Origin of the sequence: Streptomyces sp. NBC_01717 (assembly GCF_036248255.1) — a bacterium.
GTDB lineage: Bacteria > Actinomycetota > Actinomycetes > Streptomycetales > Streptomycetaceae > Streptomyces.
Window position 1 is genome coordinate 8,721,951 of record NZ_CP109178.1, and the last position, 20,202, is coordinate 8,742,152.

At 67.2% G+C, this 20,202-nt stretch carries 14 protein-coding genes; 8 read left to right on the top strand and 6 right to left on the bottom strand.

Annotated features, from left to right (window positions below):
* The first annotated feature begins 271 nt into the window (after nucleotides 1-271).
* From OHB49_RS39520 to OHB49_RS39540, 5 genes are all read left to right on the top strand, one after another.
* A complete protein-coding gene (locus OHB49_RS39520; protein WP_329165755.1) occupies nucleotides 272-2,740 on the top strand; it encodes a glycoside hydrolase family 65 protein in 2,469 nt (822 codons plus the stop codon).
* Nucleotides 2,741-2,768: 28 nt separating this feature from the next.
* A complete protein-coding gene (locus OHB49_RS39525) occupies nucleotides 2,769-4,280 on the top strand; it encodes an AAA family ATPase (RefSeq protein WP_326632966.1) in 1,512 nt (503 codons plus the stop codon).
* A 331-nt stretch (nucleotides 4,281-4,611) separates the two neighbouring features.
* Nucleotides 4,612-7,038 (top strand): phosphoenolpyruvate synthase, encoded by a 2,427-nt coding sequence (ppsA, locus tag OHB49_RS39530; RefSeq protein ID WP_329165757.1) that lies wholly within the window; start codon nucleotides 4,612-4,614, stop codon nucleotides 7,036-7,038.
* Between the two features lie 69 nt (nucleotides 7,039-7,107).
* Nucleotides 7,108-7,563: an Hsp20/alpha crystallin family protein gene (locus tag OHB49_RS39535; protein WP_326632970.1), complete on the top strand. Its 456-nt coding sequence runs from the start codon at nucleotides 7,108-7,110 to the stop codon at nucleotides 7,561-7,563.
* A gap of 132 nt (nucleotides 7,564-7,695) precedes the next feature.
* On the top strand, nucleotides 7,696-10,380 hold the full coding sequence (locus OHB49_RS39540; protein ID WP_326632972.1) for a cation-translocating P-type ATPase: 2,685 nt from the start codon (nucleotides 7,696-7,698) through the stop codon (nucleotides 10,378-10,380).
* Nucleotides 10,381-10,548: 168 nt separating this feature from the next.
* On the opposite strand, the gene OHB49_RS39545 is transcribed toward OHB49_RS39540, so the two are convergent.
* From OHB49_RS39545 to OHB49_RS39570, 6 genes are all read right to left on the bottom strand, one after another.
* Complete coding sequence (locus OHB49_RS39545; RefSeq protein ID WP_326632974.1) at nucleotides 10,549-11,424, bottom strand: universal stress protein; 876 nt, start codon at nucleotides 11,422-11,424, stop codon at nucleotides 10,549-10,551.
* A gap of 140 nt (nucleotides 11,425-11,564) precedes the next feature.
* On the bottom strand, nucleotides 11,565-12,191 hold the full coding sequence (locus OHB49_RS39550) for a CBS domain-containing protein (protein WP_326632975.1): 627 nt from the start codon (nucleotides 12,189-12,191) through the stop codon (nucleotides 11,565-11,567).
* Nucleotides 12,192-12,203: 12 nt separating this feature from the next.
* A complete protein-coding gene (locus OHB49_RS39555) occupies nucleotides 12,204-12,797 on the bottom strand; it encodes a CBS domain-containing protein (RefSeq protein WP_326632977.1) in 594 nt (197 codons plus the stop codon).
* Between the two features lie 250 nt (nucleotides 12,798-13,047).
* Nucleotides 13,048-13,734: a CBS domain-containing protein gene (locus tag OHB49_RS39560; protein WP_326632979.1), complete on the bottom strand. Its 687-nt coding sequence runs from the start codon at nucleotides 13,732-13,734 to the stop codon at nucleotides 13,048-13,050.
* Between the two features lie 28 nt (nucleotides 13,735-13,762).
* Nucleotides 13,763-14,632: a universal stress protein gene (locus OHB49_RS39565; RefSeq protein WP_329165758.1), complete on the bottom strand. Its 870-nt coding sequence runs from the start codon at nucleotides 14,630-14,632 to the stop codon at nucleotides 13,763-13,765.
* A gap of 140 nt (nucleotides 14,633-14,772) precedes the next feature.
* Complete coding sequence (locus OHB49_RS39570) at nucleotides 14,773-15,468, bottom strand: CBS domain-containing protein (protein ID WP_327123647.1); 696 nt, start codon at nucleotides 15,466-15,468, stop codon at nucleotides 14,773-14,775.
* Between the two features lie 270 nt (nucleotides 15,469-15,738).
* On the opposite strand from OHB49_RS39570, the gene OHB49_RS39575 reads away from it, so the two are divergent.
* Genes OHB49_RS39575 through OHB49_RS39585 form a run of 3 tightly spaced genes read left to right on the top strand, consistent with a single transcriptional unit; the run spans nucleotide 15,739 to nucleotide 20,110 of the window.
* A complete protein-coding gene (locus OHB49_RS39575; RefSeq protein ID WP_329165761.1) occupies nucleotides 15,739-16,641 on the top strand; it encodes a universal stress protein in 903 nt (300 codons plus the stop codon).
* On the top strand, nucleotides 16,641-17,498 hold the full coding sequence (locus tag OHB49_RS39580) for a universal stress protein (protein WP_326632984.1): 858 nt from the start codon (nucleotides 16,641-16,643) through the stop codon (nucleotides 17,496-17,498). The genes OHB49_RS39575 and OHB49_RS39580 overlap by 1 nt, the downstream gene beginning before the upstream one ends.
* A 59-nt stretch (nucleotides 17,499-17,557) precedes the next feature.
* Nucleotides 17,558-20,110 (top strand): cation-translocating P-type ATPase, encoded by a 2,553-nt coding sequence (locus tag OHB49_RS39585; RefSeq protein WP_329165762.1) that lies wholly within the window; start codon nucleotides 17,558-17,560, stop codon nucleotides 20,108-20,110.
* Nucleotides 20,111-20,202: the final 92 nt, after the last annotated feature.

The following is a 20,202-nucleotide window of genomic DNA, read 5'->3' on the forward strand; positions in this document are numbered from 1 at the left end:
GTCAACCTGGGGGCAAACCTCACCGGAGAATTGGCAGGAAGAGGGGCGGCCTCGTGGAGTCACTCGTTCTTCAGGGCGCGGGGCAGACTGCATGGACGCGGCCCATGGCGTGTTCGCCGTCGAAGCCGCTGGCGCCGGGGCGGAAGCAGGGCATCGTCGCCCTGTGGGCCCGCTCGTCGGCCTCGGCCGGGCCTGGGCTTCAAACGCCGAACCGCACTGGTGCGCCCAAGACCTGGCTGCTGGGTCGTGCATTCATGACCGGAGAGCGGTCATGAGCACGACATGGGCCTGGGACTTCCACGGCTACGACCCCAAGGAGCAGCGGACAATCGAATCCCTGTGCACACTCGGTAACGGCAGGTTCGCCACGCGGGGGTCCGTGCCCGAGTCGCCGGCCGGTGCGGTTCACTATCCCGGGACCTACGCAGCCGGGTGCTGCAACTGGCTTTCCTCGAAGGTCGCAGGCCAGCAGGTCGTCAACGAGGACATGGTCAACCTGCCCGACTGGTCACGCCTGCGCTACCGCTGCCTGCCAGACGACGGACCGGCAGGGGAGTGGCTCACGCCCGATGACCCGAGCCTGCGGCACTACAAGGTCTCACTCGACCTGCGAGGCGGCGTTCTCACCCGCCGCTTGCTTTTCCACGACGGCCATGGCCGTCGACTCGGCGTCACCCACACCAGACTCGTCCACATGGGCGACCCGTACCTCGCCGCCCAGAGGACCACCTTCCGTGGGTACGGCTGGAGCGGTGCGATCGAGGTGGAGTCCGTCATCGACGGCAACGTCACCAATGCCGGCGTCGAGCGCTACCGCGGCCTGAGTCGACGCCACCTCACGGGCCACCGTGCCGGAGTGGAAGCGGACGGCGTCGCCTGGCTGTCCTGCCGGACCAGCTCGTCCCGGATCCGGATCGCAGTCGCCGTCAGAACGTCGTCGCGGCCCCTCGTCGCAGTGGGGGCGAGCTGCACGGAGACCAAAACGGTCCAGAGTATGAGGCTGCCGGTCTCCCGCGGACGTGCCGCGGTCGTCGTCAAGTCCGCCGTGTTGTACACATCCCTGGACCGCCCTCTGGGTGACCCCCTCTCTCTTGCCGTTGAGCGTGCATCACACGCGGAGGCGTTCGCGGCACTGCTCGCTTCTCACCGTGCTGCCTGGGACCGTCTGTGGAGCCAGGGGGAACTGCAGGTGCCGGGCGAATCGGGCCGCGTCCTTAGGCTCCATCTCTTCCACGTCCTTCAGACGCTTTCCCCGCACACGGCAGAGTTGGACGTCGGAGTGCCCGCCAGGGGCCTGCACGGCGAGGCGTATCGAGGGCATGTCTTCTGGGACGAGTTGTTCGTGCTGCCGTACCTCACACTGCACTTCCCCGAGGTGGCCCGAGGCCTTCTCATGTACCGGCACCGACGTCTTCCCGCGGCCCGTAAAGCGGCCCAGCGGGCGGGCTGCAGCGGGGCGATGTTCCCCTGGCAGAGCGGTAGTTCAGGTGCTGAGGAGACGCAGACACTGCACCTGAATCCCCGATCGGGCCGCTGGCTGTCCGACCACTCGCACTTGCAGCACCACGTCGGATCGGCTATCGCCTGGAACGTCTGGCGGTACGGGCAAAGCACCGGCGACACCGGCTTCATCCAAGGCCCAGGGGCAGAGCTGTTGTTCGGGATCGCCCGCTACTGGGGCTCCGTCGCCACGTACGACGCCGATCGCGACCGCTACCGCATCCGCGGTGTGCTAGGCCCGGACGAGTACCACGACGCCTACCCCGAGGCCGCTGCTCCCGGGATCGATGACAACGCGTACACCAACGTGACCGCCGCCTGGGTGCTCGCACGCGCACTCGAAGTGTTCGATGACCTGCCTGCTGCCCGTCGGAGGGAGCTTGCCGAGCAACTCGGCCTCGACGACGAGACGCTGAATCGCTGGGACGACATCTCCCGCCGGGTGTACGTACCGTTCCATGGCGATGTCATCAGCCAGTTCGAAGGCTATGGCGAGCTGGCCGAGCTGGACTGGGATGCCTACCGCTCCCGCTACTCCGACATCCGCCGCCTCGACCGGATCCTGGAGTCCGAGGGGGATACGGTCAACCGTTACCAAGCGTCCAAGCAGGCCGACACACTCATGCTCGGCTATCTCTTCCGCCCCGCCGAGCTGCAGGAACTTTTCGACCGCCTCGGGTACCGGTTCGACGACGAAGTGTGGCGCACGACCGTCAATTACTACCTGACTCGTACCAGTCACGGATCGACCCTCAGCAGCCTGGTGCATGGCTGGGTCCTCGCCCGCCAGAAGGGTCCGGACGCCTGGCGGTACTGGGAGGAAGCCCTGCTCAGCGACGTGGCAGATATTCAGGGCGGCACCACCGGCGAAGGTATCCACCTGGGTGCCATGGCCGGCACCCTCGATCTCGTCGAACGGGTCGTCGCAGGACTGGAGGCAGGCCCGGACGGACTCCGCATCGACCCGGTCCCGCTCCGGGAGGTGCCGCGCTGCTCGTTCACGTTCTGTTACCGCGGGCACCGGGATATCCGCGTCCAGTTTCTGCCTGGCCGGTTGGGGATTCGCGTGCCTCACTCGCGACTCAATCCCCCTCTGCCCGTGTGTCTACCCGGCGAGCGGCTGGTGACCGTGGCCGCGGGGGAACAACGTTGGTTTCGTCTGCCCGTGCGCTCTCTTCGTCGTGACAACGATGGTCGGTACAGCGCGCGCTCGACGGCCGCGAGCCCGAGAATGGAGTAGCTCTCAGCTGGTTCCGGAGGTGCATGGTGTGAATGCCGTACACGGACAGCAGCAGCCCTCGATCGTGGACCCTGAACGCTCAGCCAGGCCCGATCGCCTCTTCGACAAGGAAGACGAATGGGCAGCCTTGATGGCCTTCTCGAGCGATCCGCATCCGGGAACGGGCCTCGGCGTCGTCATGGGCCGGCCCCGCCAGGGCAAGACTCTCCTGCTGGAATCGGTGGCACGCGCCACGGGCGGGTTCTATTTCTGTGGACAGGAAGCCACACAAGCCGAGTCCTTGCGCAGGTTGGGCGAGGAGTACGCGCGATACCGGCAGGTCGCACAGCCCAGCCACTGGCGTGATTGGAAGGAAGGCATCGATGCCTTGCTGGCGCTGGGTGACACCCGGCCGCTGCCCGTCATCATCGACTCGTTCCCCGACCTTGTCGCGGCGAGCCCGGCTTTGCCCTCTGTCATCCACGGAGCCCTCCGGCACCTCGACAGACCGCCACTGGAAAGCCGTGCGCGATTGCTGCTCGGTGGTGAGACCGCACCGGTCATGATCCGGCTGTTCGCGCACTCCTCGCCGCTGCACGCACTCGCCGCTCTGAAGCTCGACATCCAGCCCCTGGACTTCCGCAAGACGGCGCAACTGTGGGGCATCGATGACCCGAGGCTCGCCTTTCTCGTCTACACGGTCGTCGGCGGGACGCCCGCCTATCGGCACGACTACGTCGACGACGATGTTCCTGTCGATCGTGACGACTTCGATGCCTGGGTCTGCCGCACCGTCCTGAATCCGCGCACGCCGCTTTTCCACGAGGCTCGCCATCTCCTCGACGAGGAGACCGGGCCTTGGAGCCACGGGGTTTGTCACTCCGTACTCGCCGCCCTGGCCAGAGGCTGCACGACCCACGGCGAAATCGCCACCTTCCTGGGACAGCAGCTCACAGATGCCTCCCGGACCCTCGCCCTCCTCCGCGACCACGGTCTGCTTCAATCGCAGACGGATGGGCTGCAGCCGGGGGTCAAGCGTCATCGCATCGCGGACCCGCTCCTCGCGTTCGAGCACGCCTTGGCGCGCCCACGCAGGGCCGCTCTTGAGCAAAGCGACGCCGAGACGGTGTGGGCAGGCGCGCGAGCCGATTTCAACTCTCTTGTCGCCGGACCGCAGTTTGCTCAAGTCTGCCGGGAGTGGGCGGTCCGCTTCGCCGACTCGGCTGTCTTCGGTGCCGACCATGTCACGGCGTCGTACGGCTCCCTCAGCGACCCGTCGGCGACGGCCGGGCTGGATGCCGAGGTCGTGGTCCGCCGGCAGGACGGGCCAATGACCGGTTCCCTTCTGTCGGTGGGGCTCGCACGATGGCACACCGGCATGGACATCCACCATCTGCAACGTCTGCGGTGCATCTTGGATGGACTCAATTCCCTTGAGGATGTAAGCCACGTCCGACTGGCCCTCTACGGTGCTTCGGGGTTCAGCCCCGAGCTCCATGCGGCGCATGCTCGTGGCGAGGTCATGCTCGTCGACCTTGACCGTCTGTACCGGGACGCGTAGCAGACGCCGTTGTGAGATGTGTGTGCCCTTCGGTGGTCACCGGCTCCGGGCTGCTCTTTCCGATGGGCCGGTCGGTCCCCTCCGTACAGCCCACTCGGCCCCGTGCTTCTGGTCCCCTCGGCACTGCGGCGACGGCGCCTCCGGAGCGATCGTGGAAGTCGAACGCCGTCTTGGGCTCCGCCTCCCGGAGAGGTGACAACGATGCAGCGCACTCGGATGCAGATGCGGCCGAGGCAGCCGCGCAAGCGCCCGCAGCTGGATCTGCGTACCCTCTTCGGTCGGTCGATGCCCTACTGAACCCCCGGCTACCGCACATACGGCGGAGGACATCATGGCAACCGCTCGACGGGTCGTACCGTTCGCAGAGCTCGGTCGGCAGGATGTCGGCTGTGTCGGTGGCAAGAACGCCTCCCTGGGAGAGATGACCGCACATCTGGCATCTGCAGGCGTGCGGGTGCCTCCTGGTTTCGCGACGACGGCGGACGCGTACAGAGATTTGCTCGACGGCCACGGACTGCGTGCGCGGATCGCAGCGCAGATCGGGCGTCTGCACGAAGGGGCCGGGCTGGATGAGGTGGGGGTGGCGATCCGGTCGATGATCATGGCTGAGGAGCTGCCGACCGGACTGGGGAGCGAGATCGTCACCGCGTACGAGAGGCTCGCGCGCGACCAGGGCCGCGAGGATCCCGAAGTCGCCGTGCGCAGTAGTGCTACCGCCGAGGACCTGCCAGAGGCAAGTTTCGCCGGCCAGCAGGAGACCTACCTGAACGTCCGCGGGCCTGCCCAGCTGTTGCAGGCCTGCCACCGCTGCTATGCCTCATTGTTCACCGACCGCGCGATCGACTACCGGGAGCGGACGGGCTTCGACCACCTTTCGGTCGCTCTCTCCGTCGGCGTTCAGATCATGGTCCGCTCGGACCTCGCGGGCGCCGGAGTGATCTTCACCCTCGACCCCGAAAGCGGCTTCCCCGAGGTCATCGTGGTCAGCGCGGCGTGGGGCCTGGGCGAGACCGTCGTCAGTGGCCAGGTCGACCCTGACGAGCACACGGTCTTCAAGCCGAGCCTGAAGGACCCGGCACTGGATGCCGTGATCGATGTACGGATCGGAGCGAAGCGGAAGAAGGCGGTCTATGGCGAGCACGGCCTGACCCGGACCGTCGACACGACCGGCGAGGAGCGCTCGCGACCTGTCCTGACAGTTGCGGAAGTCCGGCAACTGGCCGTATGGGCGATGACCGTCGAGGAGCACTACGGATGCCCCATGGACCTGGAATGGGCCAAGGACGGACTGACCGGCGAGCTGGCGATCGTCCAGGCCCGCCCCGAAACCGTACAGTCCCGGCGCCGTACAACGACGCTGCGTCGCTGTCGCCTGACCGTCAGCCCGGGGGAGAGCCTCATCGAGGGCATAGCGGTCGGCGAAGCCATCGGGTCCGGTCCGGTCGTCGTCCTCGACTCGCCTGTGGATCTCGACCGCTTCCCGACCGGCGGGGTGCTCGTCACCGGCATCACCGACCCGGACTGGGAACCGGTCATGAAGCGTGCCTCGGCGATCGTCACCGACCATGGCGGGCGGACCTCGCATGCCGCCATCGTCAGCCGCGAACTCGGTGTCCCAGCCGTCGTCGGCACCGGCCGGGCCACCGAGTTGCTGTGCACAGGCCATGAGGCGACCGTCTCCTGTGCCGAGGGTGCTCGCGGTCAGGTCTACGCGGGGCTGTTGGCCTACGAGGAGCGCGAAACCGATCTCGCCGAACTCCCTGCCACCCGGACCCGCGTGATGCTCAATCTCGCTGATCCGTCCGCCGCCTTCCGCTGGTGGCGCCTGCCCGCCGACGGCGTCGGGCTAGCGCGCCTGGAGTTCATCGTCGCCCACCAGGTCAAGGCCCACCCCATGGCTCTGCTGCACCCCGACCGAGTGGACCAGCACGACCGCTGCGCCATAGAGCAACTCACCGAGGGTTGCCTCGACCGCGGCCGGTACTTCGTCGACCGACTGGCGTACGGTGTGGCCCGCATCGCCGCATCTCGATGGCCCGACCCGGTCGTCGTACGGACCAGCGACTTCAAGACCAACGAGTATGCGCGGCTGCTCGGAGGGCGGGCCTTCGAACCGGTCGAAGCGAATCCGATGATCGGCTGGCGCGGCGCGAGCCGCTACTACAGTGACGCTTATCGCGAAGGATTCGCCCTGGAATGCCGGGCACTGCGACGGGTTCGCGACGACTTCGGCCTGACGAACGTCATCATCATGATTCCCTTCTGCCGCACCCTCGAAGAGGCCGACCGGGTTCTGGCCGTCATGGCGGAGCAGGGGCTGCGCAGGGGCGAGAACAGCCTCAAGGTGTACGTCATGGCGGAGATCCCGTCCAACATCATCCTGGCCGAGGACTTCGCCGAGCGCTTTGACGGCTTCTCCATCGGGAGCAACGACCTGACCCAGCTCACCCTGGGCGTCGACCGCGACTCCGAAGCCCTCGCCCATGTCTTCGACGAGACCAACCCCGCGGTCACGCGCAGCATCCAAACGCTGGTTCCGCGCGCCCAGTCCGTCGGCTGCACGGTCGGCCTCTGCGGCCAACGCCCCAGCGACGACCCCGCCTTCACTGAATTCCTGGTGAAGACCGGCATCGACTCGATCTCAGTGGCACCCGACAGCTTCGCCGCGGTGAAGCAGCACGTGGCTGCTGCCGAACTGAGCCTGCACGGAGAGGACCGAACGGCCCATTCGGGACTTGATCGCCCCAAGCGGGCTTGACGTCCGGCGACTGAAACTGAGCCCGACACCGCGGAAAGCGCCGCCAAGGCGCTGGAGACGGAGGACACCATGTCCGGAACCCAGATGGAGCGCAGGCGCCACCTCTTCCCTGACCTCATGGACTGGTTCGGAACCGACTTTCCCCGCATCCCGATGTGGCGGCCGATGGCCGGAGTCCACCTGATCCCGATCGAGGTGACCAGCCAGCAGGGAATGTACGTGCTGCGCGCCGAGCTCCCCGGGATGGACCCCACGAAGGACATCCACATCACGGTCGAGGGCGACACCCTCACCGTCAGCGCCGAACACACTGAGAGCAAGGAGGAGAAGGATCACTCGGAGTTCCGTTACGGCTCCTTCCACCGCACCGTTCGCCTGCCGGCTCAGATTCCGTCCGAGGGGGTCGAGGCAGAGTACGAGGACGGCATTCTCACGGTGCGCGTAGCGATGGAGCCTGACGTACCAGACACGGCACGCAGCATCCCCGTCAAGAGGGCCACAACCAACGGTGACGCCGAGTCGTGACGGATCGGCAGGTGCGGCGGTTGTTCGGCTGCCGTGCGAACGAGTTGCGACGCGCCGCTGACCGACAGCACGGCCACTGGCACGTCGCACCCTCGCTGGGCCGACCGGCCGCGGCGGGGGCGGGAGTGGAAGATGACTGAGGCCGACACCACCCCACACACCACCGGCCAGGGTCCGCTGCTGAGCCCCGACCCACTGGAGCCCCTGCCGTTGTTGCGGCGCGAACTCGGCACAGGGGCGAGCGGCCTTTCCGCACGGGAGGCGGCCCGCCGCCTCGCCGTCTACGGTCCCAACGAGGTCCGCCGCAAGGCGAGGTCATCCTTGGGGCGCGAACTCGTCCGGCAGCTGGTCCACCCGCTCGCCCTGCTGCTCTGGGCGGCCGCGGCGCTGGCGTTCGTCGCCGGCATCCCGGTGCTCGGCTGGGCCATTGTCGCCGTCGTCATCGTCAACGCGGGGTTTGCGCTCCTTCAGGAGCGGCAGGCCGAACGGGCGGTGGAGACGCTGGCGAAATACTTGCCCGAGCAGGCCATGGTGATCCGGGACGGCCACCCGTCGACCGTAGCAGCGAGGGGACTGGTGCCGGGAGACCTGGTCGTTCTCGAAGAGGGTGCCAAGGTCCCCGCCGACGCACGTCTGGCCGACGGCGCCATTGAAGTCGACCTGTCGATGTTGACCGGTGAGTCCGCGCCTGCCGAACGCATCGCCGGTCCCGGACTCGTCGGGGCACCGCTGTTGCAGGAGCCCAACCTCATCTTCAGCGGCACCACGTGCACGGGGGGCCAGGCCCGGGCGATCGTGTTCGCCACCGGCGACCACACGGAGCTCGGACGTATCGCCGCGCTGAGCCAGCGCACCCGACGTGACCCCAGCCCCCTGGAGAAGCAGGTCAAGAAGGTCGCCTGGCTCATTGCAGCCGTAGCGGTTGCCATGGGCGTGGTGTTCCTGATGGCCGGTGTCGCCGTGGGGCTGCCGCTGACTGACTCCCTCATGTTCGCGATCGGCCTGCTCGTCGCCAACGTGCCCGAGGGCTTGCTGCCGACCATCACCCTCGCACTTGCTGTCGGCGTGCGCGTACTCGCCCGCGAAGGAGCGGTGATCAAACGCCTGAGCGCCGTGGAGACGCTCGGATCCACAAACGTCATCTGCACGGACAAGACAGGCACTCTCACCCAGAACCGCATGAAGCTCCAAGCCGTGTGGACGCCGGAGCACGGCAGGGAAAACGGCCCCTGGGCGGGAGCGCTGGCGCGAACCAGCGCACTGTGTACCACCGTCTCCCGCGACGCCCAGGGCGAACTGCACGGAGATCCCACAGAGATCGCCCTGATCGAGGGTGCCGCGGCCCACGCCGCTCCCGTCGACCTCGACCAGCGGGACTCCGGGCGTCACGCCCTCTTCCACTTCGACCCACGGCTGCGCCTGATGTCGGTCGTCCAGGGTGACGATGCGCAGCATCTGCACGTCATCGTCAAGGGCGCACCGGAATCGGTGTCCCGCTGCCTGTCCGACGGCCGCGGTGCGGCAGCGTTGGCTGCGGCGGACGAACTCGCGCATGACGGCATGCGCGTGTTGGCCGTCGCCGGCCGTGAGCTGTCCTCAGGTTCCGAGCCGTCGGCCCGGCGCCAGGATGCGGAGACAGAATTGCGGCTCCTGGGCCTTGTCGGCCTGTACGACCCGCCACGGCCCGAAGTCGCGGACGCCGTTCGCCGCTGTCACGAGGCCGGACTCCGCGTCCACATCGTCACTGGCGACAACGGTGCCACCGCCGCGGCAGTAGCCCGTGAAGTGGGCATCGGAGAACCGAGCCTGCACGTGGTGGCGCAGTCCGAGTCGATCGGCGACCACGACCTCGACCAGGTCCTGGCACACGGGAACGCAGAGGTCGTCTTCGCGCGCTCCTCACCCGAGACCAAGCTGAAAGTGGCCGACACCCTGCGCGCCCACGGGCAGATCGTCGCCATGACAGGCGACGGCGTCAACGACGCCCCCGCCCTCCACAGGGCACACATCGGTGTCGCCATGGGCCGCTCCGGCACAGATGTCGCCCGTGAGGCTGCGACCATGGTGCTGACCGACGACAACTTCGCCACCATCGTCGATGCCATCGAGTCGGGGCGTCGGGTCTACGACAACGTGCGCAAGTTCATCGTCTACATTTTTGCCCACCTCACCCCCGAAGTCGTCCCCTTCCTGGTCTTCGCGCTCTCTGCCGGTGCCGTACCACTGCCGCTGACCGTGCTGCAGATCCTGGCCATCGACCTCGGTACCGAGACTCTCCCGGCGCTCGCACTCGGCCGCGAACGAGCCGAGCCGGGTGTCATGAGCCGCCCACCACGCCCGAGTTCGCAGGGAGTGATTTCCCGCGACATGCTTCTCCGCAGCTGGGGCCGACTAGGCGCGGTCTCCGCCGCTCTGATCATGACCGCCTTCTTCTATGTGCTGTGGCGGGCGGGCTGGCACCCCGGCAGTGCGACAGGCCCCGGCACGGCGCTGCACCACGCGTACATCACCGCGACCACCGCCACGTTCGCCGGCATCGTCACCTGCCAGGTCGGCACTGCGATGGCCGCCCGCACCGACCACGCCGCGCTGCGAGACATCGGCCTGTTCACCAACCCCCTGCTCTTGGCCGGTATCGCCTTCGAGCTGGCCTTCACCGCAGTACTCGTCTATGTGCCGCTCTTCCAAGGGCTGTTCGGTACGGCCGCCCTGCCCCCCGACGTCGTCGCCTTGATTGCTACCTTCCCCGTGCTTGTCTGGGGTACGGACGAACTGCGGCGTTGGGTCCGACGCGCACACCGAAAAACACAGCCCTGACGCATGTTCCGGAGGCTCACCTGCGCGCGGTGTGCCCGTTGACGGAGAACGTGAGGGGCTGGTCACGCGTGCCCGTTTCGGCTGAGCGGTCTGAGGATCTCGCCGGAAGTCAAGACCCAGCTTCACCTGAGTGGTGGCTACAGCAACGATGCGCGTCGCGGCCGCGGCCTATTCGTGCGCGATGACGGCGACAGGTGAGGTGGCGTGATGGAGGACCGCGTGAGTGATCGGTCCGATGTGTGCGCCGATCGAGGACCGGCGGATGCGACGGCCGACGACTATGAGGCCTGCTTCGGACCCTGTCTCCAAGAGCTGCTCGGAGGCACTGCCGACCGTCGCCTGCGCGTCGATGTGGACCGTCGGGTACTTGTCCCGCCAGGGCTTCAGCATGTCGTCCAGACCGGTGTTCATGCTTTGAGTGATCTGCGCAGTGACTTCCGGGTTGTACGCGAATCCGGACCCCGCCAGCGGGGGAAGCATCCAGCTGTGCAGAGCACGGAGTGTGCAGGCCCGCCGTGACGCCTCGTCGAATGCGAAGGCGAGGAGAGCGTCGCACGGCCGGCTGATGTCGATGCCCACGACCATGTCGCGGTCCGCGTGCCGCCCCTGGGCGTGCGGCATTGCGTCCTCTGCCGCGCGCACCAGGACAATGGGCCGCTCCGCGGCCTGAATGACCGCCATGCCGACGGAACCGAGGACGAATCCCGTGAGCGTGCCCAGTCCTCGGGAGCCGAGGACGAGCATGCCCGCGCTCGCTGCCACACCGACCAGCGAGTCAGCCGGTCGACCATCGAACGACTCGGTGGTGATGTCCAGTTGCGGGTGTTCTCCTCGGAGACCGTCATAAGCCTTGCGCAGGAGGGCCTCCGTCCACGGGCGACGCACGTCGGAACTGGCGGCAGGGATGCCGGGAGGCGACGACCATTCTTCGGCATGGACAAGGTGCAGCGGCGCATTGCGAAGGAGCGCCTCGCGCGCGGCCCAACGGGCCGCCGCGATGCTTTCTGTGGATCCGTCGAGGCCGACGACAATACGTTGGTTCATGATGGCCTTCCTCGGACAGGGACTGGCTTGCGGCCACGGGATTCGTTCTTGCGGATATCTGGAGGAGGTGTTTCCACGGCGCTGACAACCGCGCGGCTCATCACCGCGCACCGGCAGTCTTGGCGAGTCACGGCCCTCTCCTACCCTTGGGTGCCCGTCCGTGCATCGACCGGCATGTCGTCCTGCTCGTAGCTGAGCCGATTGATCACGTCCACGACGCCATCGACGCTCCGGCACAGGCGCAGGATGACGGGGACGAGGCTTCGCCGTCTCACGGTGCCGCTGAGGGTCACGAGACCGTCGGCGACCTCGACGGTCAGAGACGAGGGGCTGAGCCGGAGTGTGTGCGTCAGAACGTCTTCGAGGATCTCTTCCTGGATTGCGTGATCCCGGCGCAGGAAGAGTTGTAGGAGGTCGCTGCGGCTCAGGACGCCGATCAGCCGGCCTTCGCCGTCGACAACGGGCAATCTCTTGATCTTGTCCTTCTCCATGACACGGGCCGCGCGGACGACGTTCCACTCGGGCGCCGCAGTGATCGCCGGGTGATTCATGAGATCGACGGCGGTGTTCGCGCGGCCCCTGGAGCTGCGACTGTGGAGCAGGTCGGCTTCGGAGACGACGCCTACGGGACGATCGTCCTCGTCCACGACGGGCACCGCGGTTATGTCGAACTCGTCGAGGAGCCGGGCGATTTCCTTGAACGTGGTGCCGCGCTGGACGCTTACGACCGTCGGCGTCATCATGTCGAAGACTCTGCGATGCCTCATCGTCCCTCTCCTTCAGGCGGGGACTTCGACGTCGAGCCGGGCCGTGACGTCCACGACTCCCGGCACCGTGCGCGCGACACGGACCAGCACGTCGTTGAGCAATGGGTCGGGGATGCAGCCGTCCAGGCGGACGGCACCGTCGGACACCTGGACGTGCACGGTTGCCGAGCCGGACGGGATGAGTTCAGCCATGATCAATTCACGCAGTTCTTCGGCGATGTCCTCGTCCGGGCGGAGATAGATCTTCAGAAGGTCACCCTGGCTGACCAGCCCGATCAGGCGGCCGTCGTCGTCGACAACGGGCAGCCGCTTGAGGTGGCCGCGGGCCATCAGCCGAGCGGCACCCGCGATGCTTGCATTTCGGGTAACCGTCACGGCGGGTACGGTCATGAGTTGACCGGCGGAGACGGCGCGGGACTCGTCCCCGCCTTGCGCTTTGAGCAGAAGGTCTGCTTCGGAGACCACGCCAACGACTTGTCCCTCGTCCGTCAGGACGGGCAGAGCGCTCATCCGCCATTGCCGCATGGTCTTCACGATGTCCTTGAACGGCGCTGTGCGGTTGACCGAGATAACGGCATGCGTCATCACGTCATCGACGGTACGCATTTGTTTCATGATTCCTCCGAGAACGAACGGCCCTATATGTCCCAGCGTCGGCAGCGTTGTCTGCCGGCGGCAGGACCACCCGGGGTCCACAGGGGACTGTTCGGCCCTGTTGTCCTGACGCGAACGGTGCTTTCATGAAATTGACGGAAAGAGTCATTGCGAGGATGCGGAGAAGCGGCTGGCGGCCGTGCACCGCACGATCGGGAACCGCGAGAAGCGGTCGGCTCTTTCCGTCCCATGGTGTGAGCGCTCAGCGGTCGTCTGTATCACGCGCTGAATCCGGGGGCAGGTCCTCCACCGCGTATTCGAGGTACTGGTCGATGCTGACGACACCATCGACGGAAAGGCACAGGTGTTCAATAATCGGAATTGTTGAGTGTTCCTCGATCGTGCCGCTCAGGGTGACGACCCCTTCTTGCACGGTTACTGTGACGCCCCCTGGCGTCATCCGGAGAGTTCGGCCCAGCACCTCGTCGACGATCTCATCGTGTATGGCGTCGTCGCGGCGGAGCATCGGCCGCAGCAAGTCGGACCGGCTGACGATGCCCATGAGTGTTCCTGTGTCGTCGATCACCGGAAGGCGTTTGACCCCGCGCGCGTTCAGGAAGCGGGCTGTTTCGACGATGCCCCAGTCAGGCCGGGCCGTCAGCACGGGCGTGGACATCAGTTCGCCAGCTGTGCGGGCGTCCATGATGCGGCGGTCCACAGCGGCCGTCTCGCGCATTTGGTCACGGCCCTCTGTGTCCGGCAGCCCGGCTTGTCTGCGGAGCAGATCGGCTTCGGAGATGATGCCGATGGGGTGATGGCGGGTGTCCACAACGGGCAGAGCCGAGACATCGTTGTAGTCGAGGCTCCAGGCGACCGACTTGAGTGTCGCCTCGGGGCTGGCCGTGGCCACGTCCCGGGTCATGACTTCGGAGACAGTGCGGTGCAACATGGTCCGTTTTCCCTTTCATTCGGGGCTGTCAGCTGTGGGCTACGACAGCCACGGGGGCTGCGGCATGATGCAGGACGGCATGGGCCACCGGCCCGAGATGCGCACCCAGAGGGGACCGGCGAAGGTGCCGGCCGACGACGACGAGGTCCGCGTCCGCCGAGGCCTGGACGAGGTGAGGACCCGCCGGTCCCATGAGCGCGACCTGGTCGACGTTCACCGACGGGAACTTGCGGCGCCAGGGCTCCAGTAGTTCGTCGAGCATCTTCGCGACACTCCGACCTGCTTCCCGTTCGTTGTCGGGGTCGACGTTGGGGAAGGACCTGTAGGCGCGGGGAAGCTTCCAGCTGTGAATCGCCCGCAAGGCGCAACTGCGGCGGGCGGCCTCTTCGAAGGCAAAGGCCAGAACTTTGTCGGGTGCTTCGTGGATGTCGACCCCCACGATCATCTCGCCGTACCGGTTCGGGTCGGCGTCCTCCGGCACGTCCGCCACCCGTACGAGGGTCACCGGCGTTTCGGTGGCTACAAGGGTCGCCGTGCCCACCGTGCCGACGAGGAAGCCCAGCAGGCTGCCCAAGGAGCGAGAACCAAGGACGAGCAAGTCGGCACCGACTGCTTCGACGGCCAGGGCGGCGGCCGGCCTGCCGGAGAGGTACCGGGTGGTTATCTCCAGATGCGGGTGCCGACGTCGTACATCCTCCAGAGCCGCGGCGAGCGCCTCGTCGGCCCACCGACCGGCCGTGTCACAGTCCAACCGCGGAACGGCTGGACTGATGGGCCAGTCGATCACGTGGACGAGCCTCAGCGGCACCTCCCGCAAGGACGCCTCTTTGGCACCCCAAACGGCGGCCGCCCGGCTCTCGGGGGATCCGTCGACGCCTACTGTCACGAGGTGCTTCATGCCACGAACCTCCCGTCTCGCAGCTTTGTCGCCCACTCTCAGTGTGGCCCGCGGGCCAGGAGCGGAGGAGGGGCCATCTGGCCCGTTGCGGGGCCGATCAGCCCCACCGTGTCTTGGGCGTGCGTCTCACAGCTCTCCGGTCAGCCCATGCGCGGCACACTGTGGGGGGCAGGTGTGGGGGCATCGGCGTGTGCAGTCACATGGCCTACGACCGCGACCACCCCGTCGAGTTGTTCTGCAAGGCGCGTCAGGATCGCAATCTGGCTCCGGCTCTCCAATTGGCCTTCCAGAGTGACGACGCCGTCGATCACATGGACGGCGACCGCGTCGGCTCCGAGCCCCATGGTGCCCACAACTACGTCCTCGATGATGCGTCGTCGTATCTCCGCGTCGGGGCGCAGAAACAGGCGGAGCAGATCCCGGCGCGTGACGATACCGACGAGCCGGTCCTCGTCGTCCACGACCGGCAGCCTCTCCACGCCACTACGCATCATCAGCCGAGCGGCGTCCGGTGCGGTCTCGTCTGCGTGGACGGTCACCGCCGGTGTCGACATGACCTCGGCAGCCATGAATTCCGCTCCCGACGACACTGCGGTCCCGGTGCCGGTCCCTGTGCCGGCGTCTGGTCCGTCGCTCGGCACGAGGTGTCTCGCGGCCTGTCGGTTCACCAGGTCGCTCTCGGAGACGACGCCGACGACCTGGTCCTCTTCGTCGAGCACCGGCAGTCCGCTGATGTTGTACTGGGCGAGCAGCTTCGCGACCTCCTTGAAGGAGGTGGCGGGGACGACCGAGACGACCTCGTCGGTCATCAGGTCTCCCACTCTGATGTGCTTCATGGAGGCTCCTCCTGCCGTCTCGCCGACCCGCACGGACGCAATGCCGGAGGTCGTTCAGAGACCACGATCCGCCGGCCGTACCGGAGTGAGGAGGGCCGAATGGGTCTCAGCCGGGACCGGTCGGACCCGGCTCGAGTGCTCGGGCAGGGCAGGATTCCCTCGGCAGGGACCATTGGGCCCCGGGCGGTCCTGAGCGGCCCTCCACATGCGGGGCCCCGCGGTGCCAGCGTGAGAGCTGCCACTTTTGCTGGCTCTCGGTGAGGAGGAACCATGGAAGGCACGACTGGCAGGCTGGAACTGGGTGCCGTCATCGTCGGCGTCGATGGCTCCAAGCCGGCCCGCCAGGCAGCGTTGTGGGCGGCGGCCGAGGCTGTACGCCGTGACAGTCCACTGCACATCGTCCACGCGGCTGACACGGACCGCCGGGCTCTCTACCTTTCAGTGGAGAGCATCGAGCGTGTACGCAACGCGGGCCAAGAACTGCTGCGGGACACTGCCGCCGCCATCAGGGACCAGTATCCCGGTGTGCACATCACCACGGAGCTCAGCCGCAGCTCCGCCGTCCCCAGCCTGCACCGGACCGCGGGGCTCCGCGGCACTGTCGTGGTGGGGAACCGGGGTCTCGGCGGTTTCGAATCTCTCATGCTCGGATCCGTCGGTCTGAAGGTTGCTGCCGGTGCCACGACGCCCGTGATCGTGGTCAGGGGCGTTGAGAAGGGAGGTGAGGCCGGAGTGGTGCTCGCCGCGGTCCGTGACGAGCACGACGGCGAATGCGCCCGCTACGCGGCGCGCGAAGCCGAGCTCCGCCAGGCATCGCTGCGGCTGTTGCACGTGTGGAACGTACTCGAGTCCGCCGGACTGGCCGTGACCATGCTCGACAACGTCGAAGGAATGGCCGGCGAACAGGTTCACCAACTGACGGCGGTGGCGGACGGGATCCGCGATGAATTCCCGGCCCTGACCGTGCAGACGGATGCTGAGGGAAGCCTCACCGTGGCCGGAGTTCTGGTCGAGGCATCCCATCACGCGGATCTGCTGGTGATGGGCGGACGGCGGTCACCCGGTTACATCGGACGCACCCTCGGGCGGACGACGCACACTCTCCTGCACCACGCGCACTGTCCAGTGCAGCTTATTCCGCGGCACGGTCCCGGACACGGGAGTGAGTCGTGATGGCCGCCGCTGAACGCCGCGAGCTCGTCGTCGGCATCGATCCGGCCAAGGATTGGCACCTGCCGCTGGCCTGGGCGGCGGACGAGGCCCATCGACGCGGGCTGGAGCTTCGGCTCGTCGTGGTCGTATCTCCACTACACGACACGCAGCACTGCGATGACAGCGCGCGCAGGATGTCCATGATCCAAGCCGGGTCACACGCTCTCCAAGCAGGTGCCGACTGGGCCCGGGAGCGCCATCCGCAACTGCAGCCGGTCACCGATCTGCTCGATGGCTTCCCGGCTTCGGTGATCGCCCGACTGTCCGAGGACGCCCGGATGGTCGTCCTCGGATCCCGACACCTGAACCGTACGGCGGAGCACTTCAGCGCCGGCTCCCTCGTCGTCCCCGTCACGGCAAGGGCACGTTGTCCTGTGGTGGTCGTGGGCGACGCGGAGCACGTCACCCAACAGCCGACCTACCTGGTCGTGGGAATTGACGGCAGCGAGTCCTCGAAGGCGGCGCTGGGGCTGGCGTTCGAGGAGGCAGACTTCCGCGGAGCCGCGCTCCGCGCCGTCTCGGTGTGGCAGCCGCCCGTGATCATGCTTCACGACGCGAAGGCCGCCGTGCAGGCTCAGCGTCGGATGCTCTCCGAGACCACAGCAGGTTGGTCGCTGAAGTACCCGGACGTGCACCTGGCCCACGAAGTGCCGACCGGACATCCGGTGGAGGAGCTCGCCAAGGCGTCCGAGCACGCCCTGGCTGTCGTCGTGGGCCGCCGCGGCCGGGGCGGTTACACGGGCATGCGGCTCGGTTCAGTCGTCCACGGACTGCTGCACCGCGCGCACTGCCCGGTGATCACAGTTCCCCTCGTGTGAAGCCTCATCGTGACTACCACCTCGGACGTGGACGAGTGCCGGTAGAGGAGCCCGGCGGGTTGACCGCGGCGGAGGCCGAGCGCCGTCTGGCCGAGCACGGCCGCAACGAGGTGGCGGAGGTGCGTAGCGCACCTCTGTACAGCCGAGTCGTTGCGCAGCTCGGTGATCCGCTGATCATGGTGTTGCTCGGTGCGGCACTGCTGACGATTGTGATCGGCGATCACGCGGACGCGGTGGTCATCGGTCTGGTGATCGTCTTCAACACGACGGTGGGGGTCGCGCAGGAGATCCGCGCTGACCACGCCGTGGCAGCTCTGTCGGCGATGTCGGCACCGAGCGCTCGTGTCCTGCGGGACGGCTCAGCACGGGAGATTGCCGCAACGGTTGTGGTGCCCGGCGACGTACTGCTGCTCGGCGAGGGCGACATCGTCGCTGCCGACGCCGAGCTCATCGAGGCATCTGCCCTACTCATCGACGAATCCATGCTTACCGGGGAGTCCGTCCCTGTGGACAAGGATTCCGGCGCGCTGCTGGGCGCAGGGACTGTCGTGGTGCGCGGACGGGGCGTCGCAACGGTCACAGTCACCGGCGCCGAAAGTGCGCTCGGCCGTATCGCCGCACTCCTCGACGGTGCACGCGAGCCGACACCACTGCAGCGCCGTCTCGCCTCCCTGGGGCGCATCCTGGCCGTCGTCACCCTGGGACTCTGCCTTGTGGTCTTCGTCTTCGGGCTCGCACGCGGCCTGCCGGCCGGGACCATGGCCGTGACGGCGATCAGCCTGGCCGTCGCGGCGGTCCCCGAGTCCCTGCCTGCCGTCGTGACCCTCGCACTGGCGCTGGGCGCCCGGCGTATGGCGGCCCGGCACGCCCTCGTACGCAGGCTCCCGGCCGTGGAGACGCTCGGCTCCGTGGCAGTGCTGGCTACCGACAAGACCGGAACCCTCACCGAAGGTCGCATGGTGGTTCAGCACGTTTGGACGCCGCGGCTTGCAGCGGATTTCTTCGGGGTGGGTTACGAACCTTATGGGGACATCCAGGTCGATGGCAGGAAGCCGACGCCCGCTGAACTTGGCCCCGTACGGGACCTGCTGACGGCGGCATCGCTGTGCAATGACGCCGCCCTGCGGCCACCGAAGGATCATGCCGCCCATGAGAACCGGTGGACTGCGGTCGGTGACCCCATGGAAGCCGCACTCTTGGCGGCAGCGGCCAAAGCAGGTTGTGCGGATCAAACGGAAATCAGGCGGCTGTACCCGAGGACATGGGAAGCACCGTTCGACAGTCTCCGCAAGCGCATGACCACAGTGCACCGAATGCCTTCAGGTGCTCTGCTCGTGTGCTTGAAGGGCGCGCCTGAAGTGGTGCTCGACGTCTCCGTGCTCGCCGACCGCAAAGACGTCCTGATGGGCGCGCGACAGCAGGCGGCGATCCTTGCTTCCCGCGGCTTCCGAGTGCTCGCCGTTGCATCCACCGAGCGGCGGAACGAACCGAGCAACGCTGCCACAGCTGAGACAGGCCTGCGGCTGCTGGGCCTCGCTGCCATCAGCGATCCCCCGAAACCAGCGGCGGCCGCTACGCTCGCCGCCTGCCGTGCAGCGGGGATCACACCAGTCCTTATTACGGGAGATCACCCCGCCACAGCACGCGCGGTGGCCGCTCGTGTGGGACTCATTGACGGAGTCTGCGGTGACGACTCGGTACTTACTGGCCCTGATCTGGCATCAGGGCGCACAGACGACCTCACCACAGCACGGGTATTCGCCCGGACGAACCCGCAGCAGAAACTGGACATCGTCGATGCCTGGTGTTCCCGAGGGGCGGTCACGGCCATGACCGGCGACGGTGTCAACGACGGCCCGGCCCTGCGCCGGGCCGACATCGGTGTGGCCATGGGCAAGCGGGGAACGGAGGTCGCACGACAGGCGGCTGACCTCGTCCTCACCGACGATGACCTGTCGACCGTAGTCGCGGCCGTCGAGGAGGGCCGGCGCGTGTACGACAACATCCGGCGCTTCTTGATTTATGGCCTGGCTGGCGGTACCGCGGAGATCCTCGTCATGCTGGTCGGTCCCCTTGTCGGACTCCCGCTGCCCCTCCGGGCCGGCCAGATCCTGTGGATCAATTTGCTGACCCATGGTCTGACTGGTGTGGTCATGGGCGCAGAGCCGGCGTCCCCGGATGCCATGCACAGGCCACCGCGGCCACCCGGTCAGCACATCCTCGGCGCCGGTGCTTGGCAGCGTCTCCTCGTGCTGGCCACGGTCGTTACCGCGGTCTGTCTGGCGGCAGGGGTTGTTGCACGTGCCTGGGACCTTCCATGGCAGAGCGTCCTGTTCCTGTCGCTGCTCGGCGCGCAACTCGGCGTCGTCATGGGGCTGCGGACGCGTCTACTGACCCGGCAGAACCCCTTCCTCCCCCTGGCCGTGCTCGCATCTGCCCTGCTGGCGCTGGCGGCCCTGTACGCTCCGCCGCTGCGGTCGGTTCTGGAGACCGAGCCGCTCGGTTGGTCCGGGGCCGCTCTTGCGACGGCCGCCTTTATGAGTGGCTACCTGGCTGCTCGGTTCACACGACATGCATTCCGGGAAAGGAAGGCCGCGGAGGCGAAGTCATGAGACTGGTGCGAGTCTTCGCCCACCGTGAACCGCCGCACGATCTTCAACCGGCTGGTCACCGCAGACCGGAGCACGGTGGCGGTAGGTGCCGA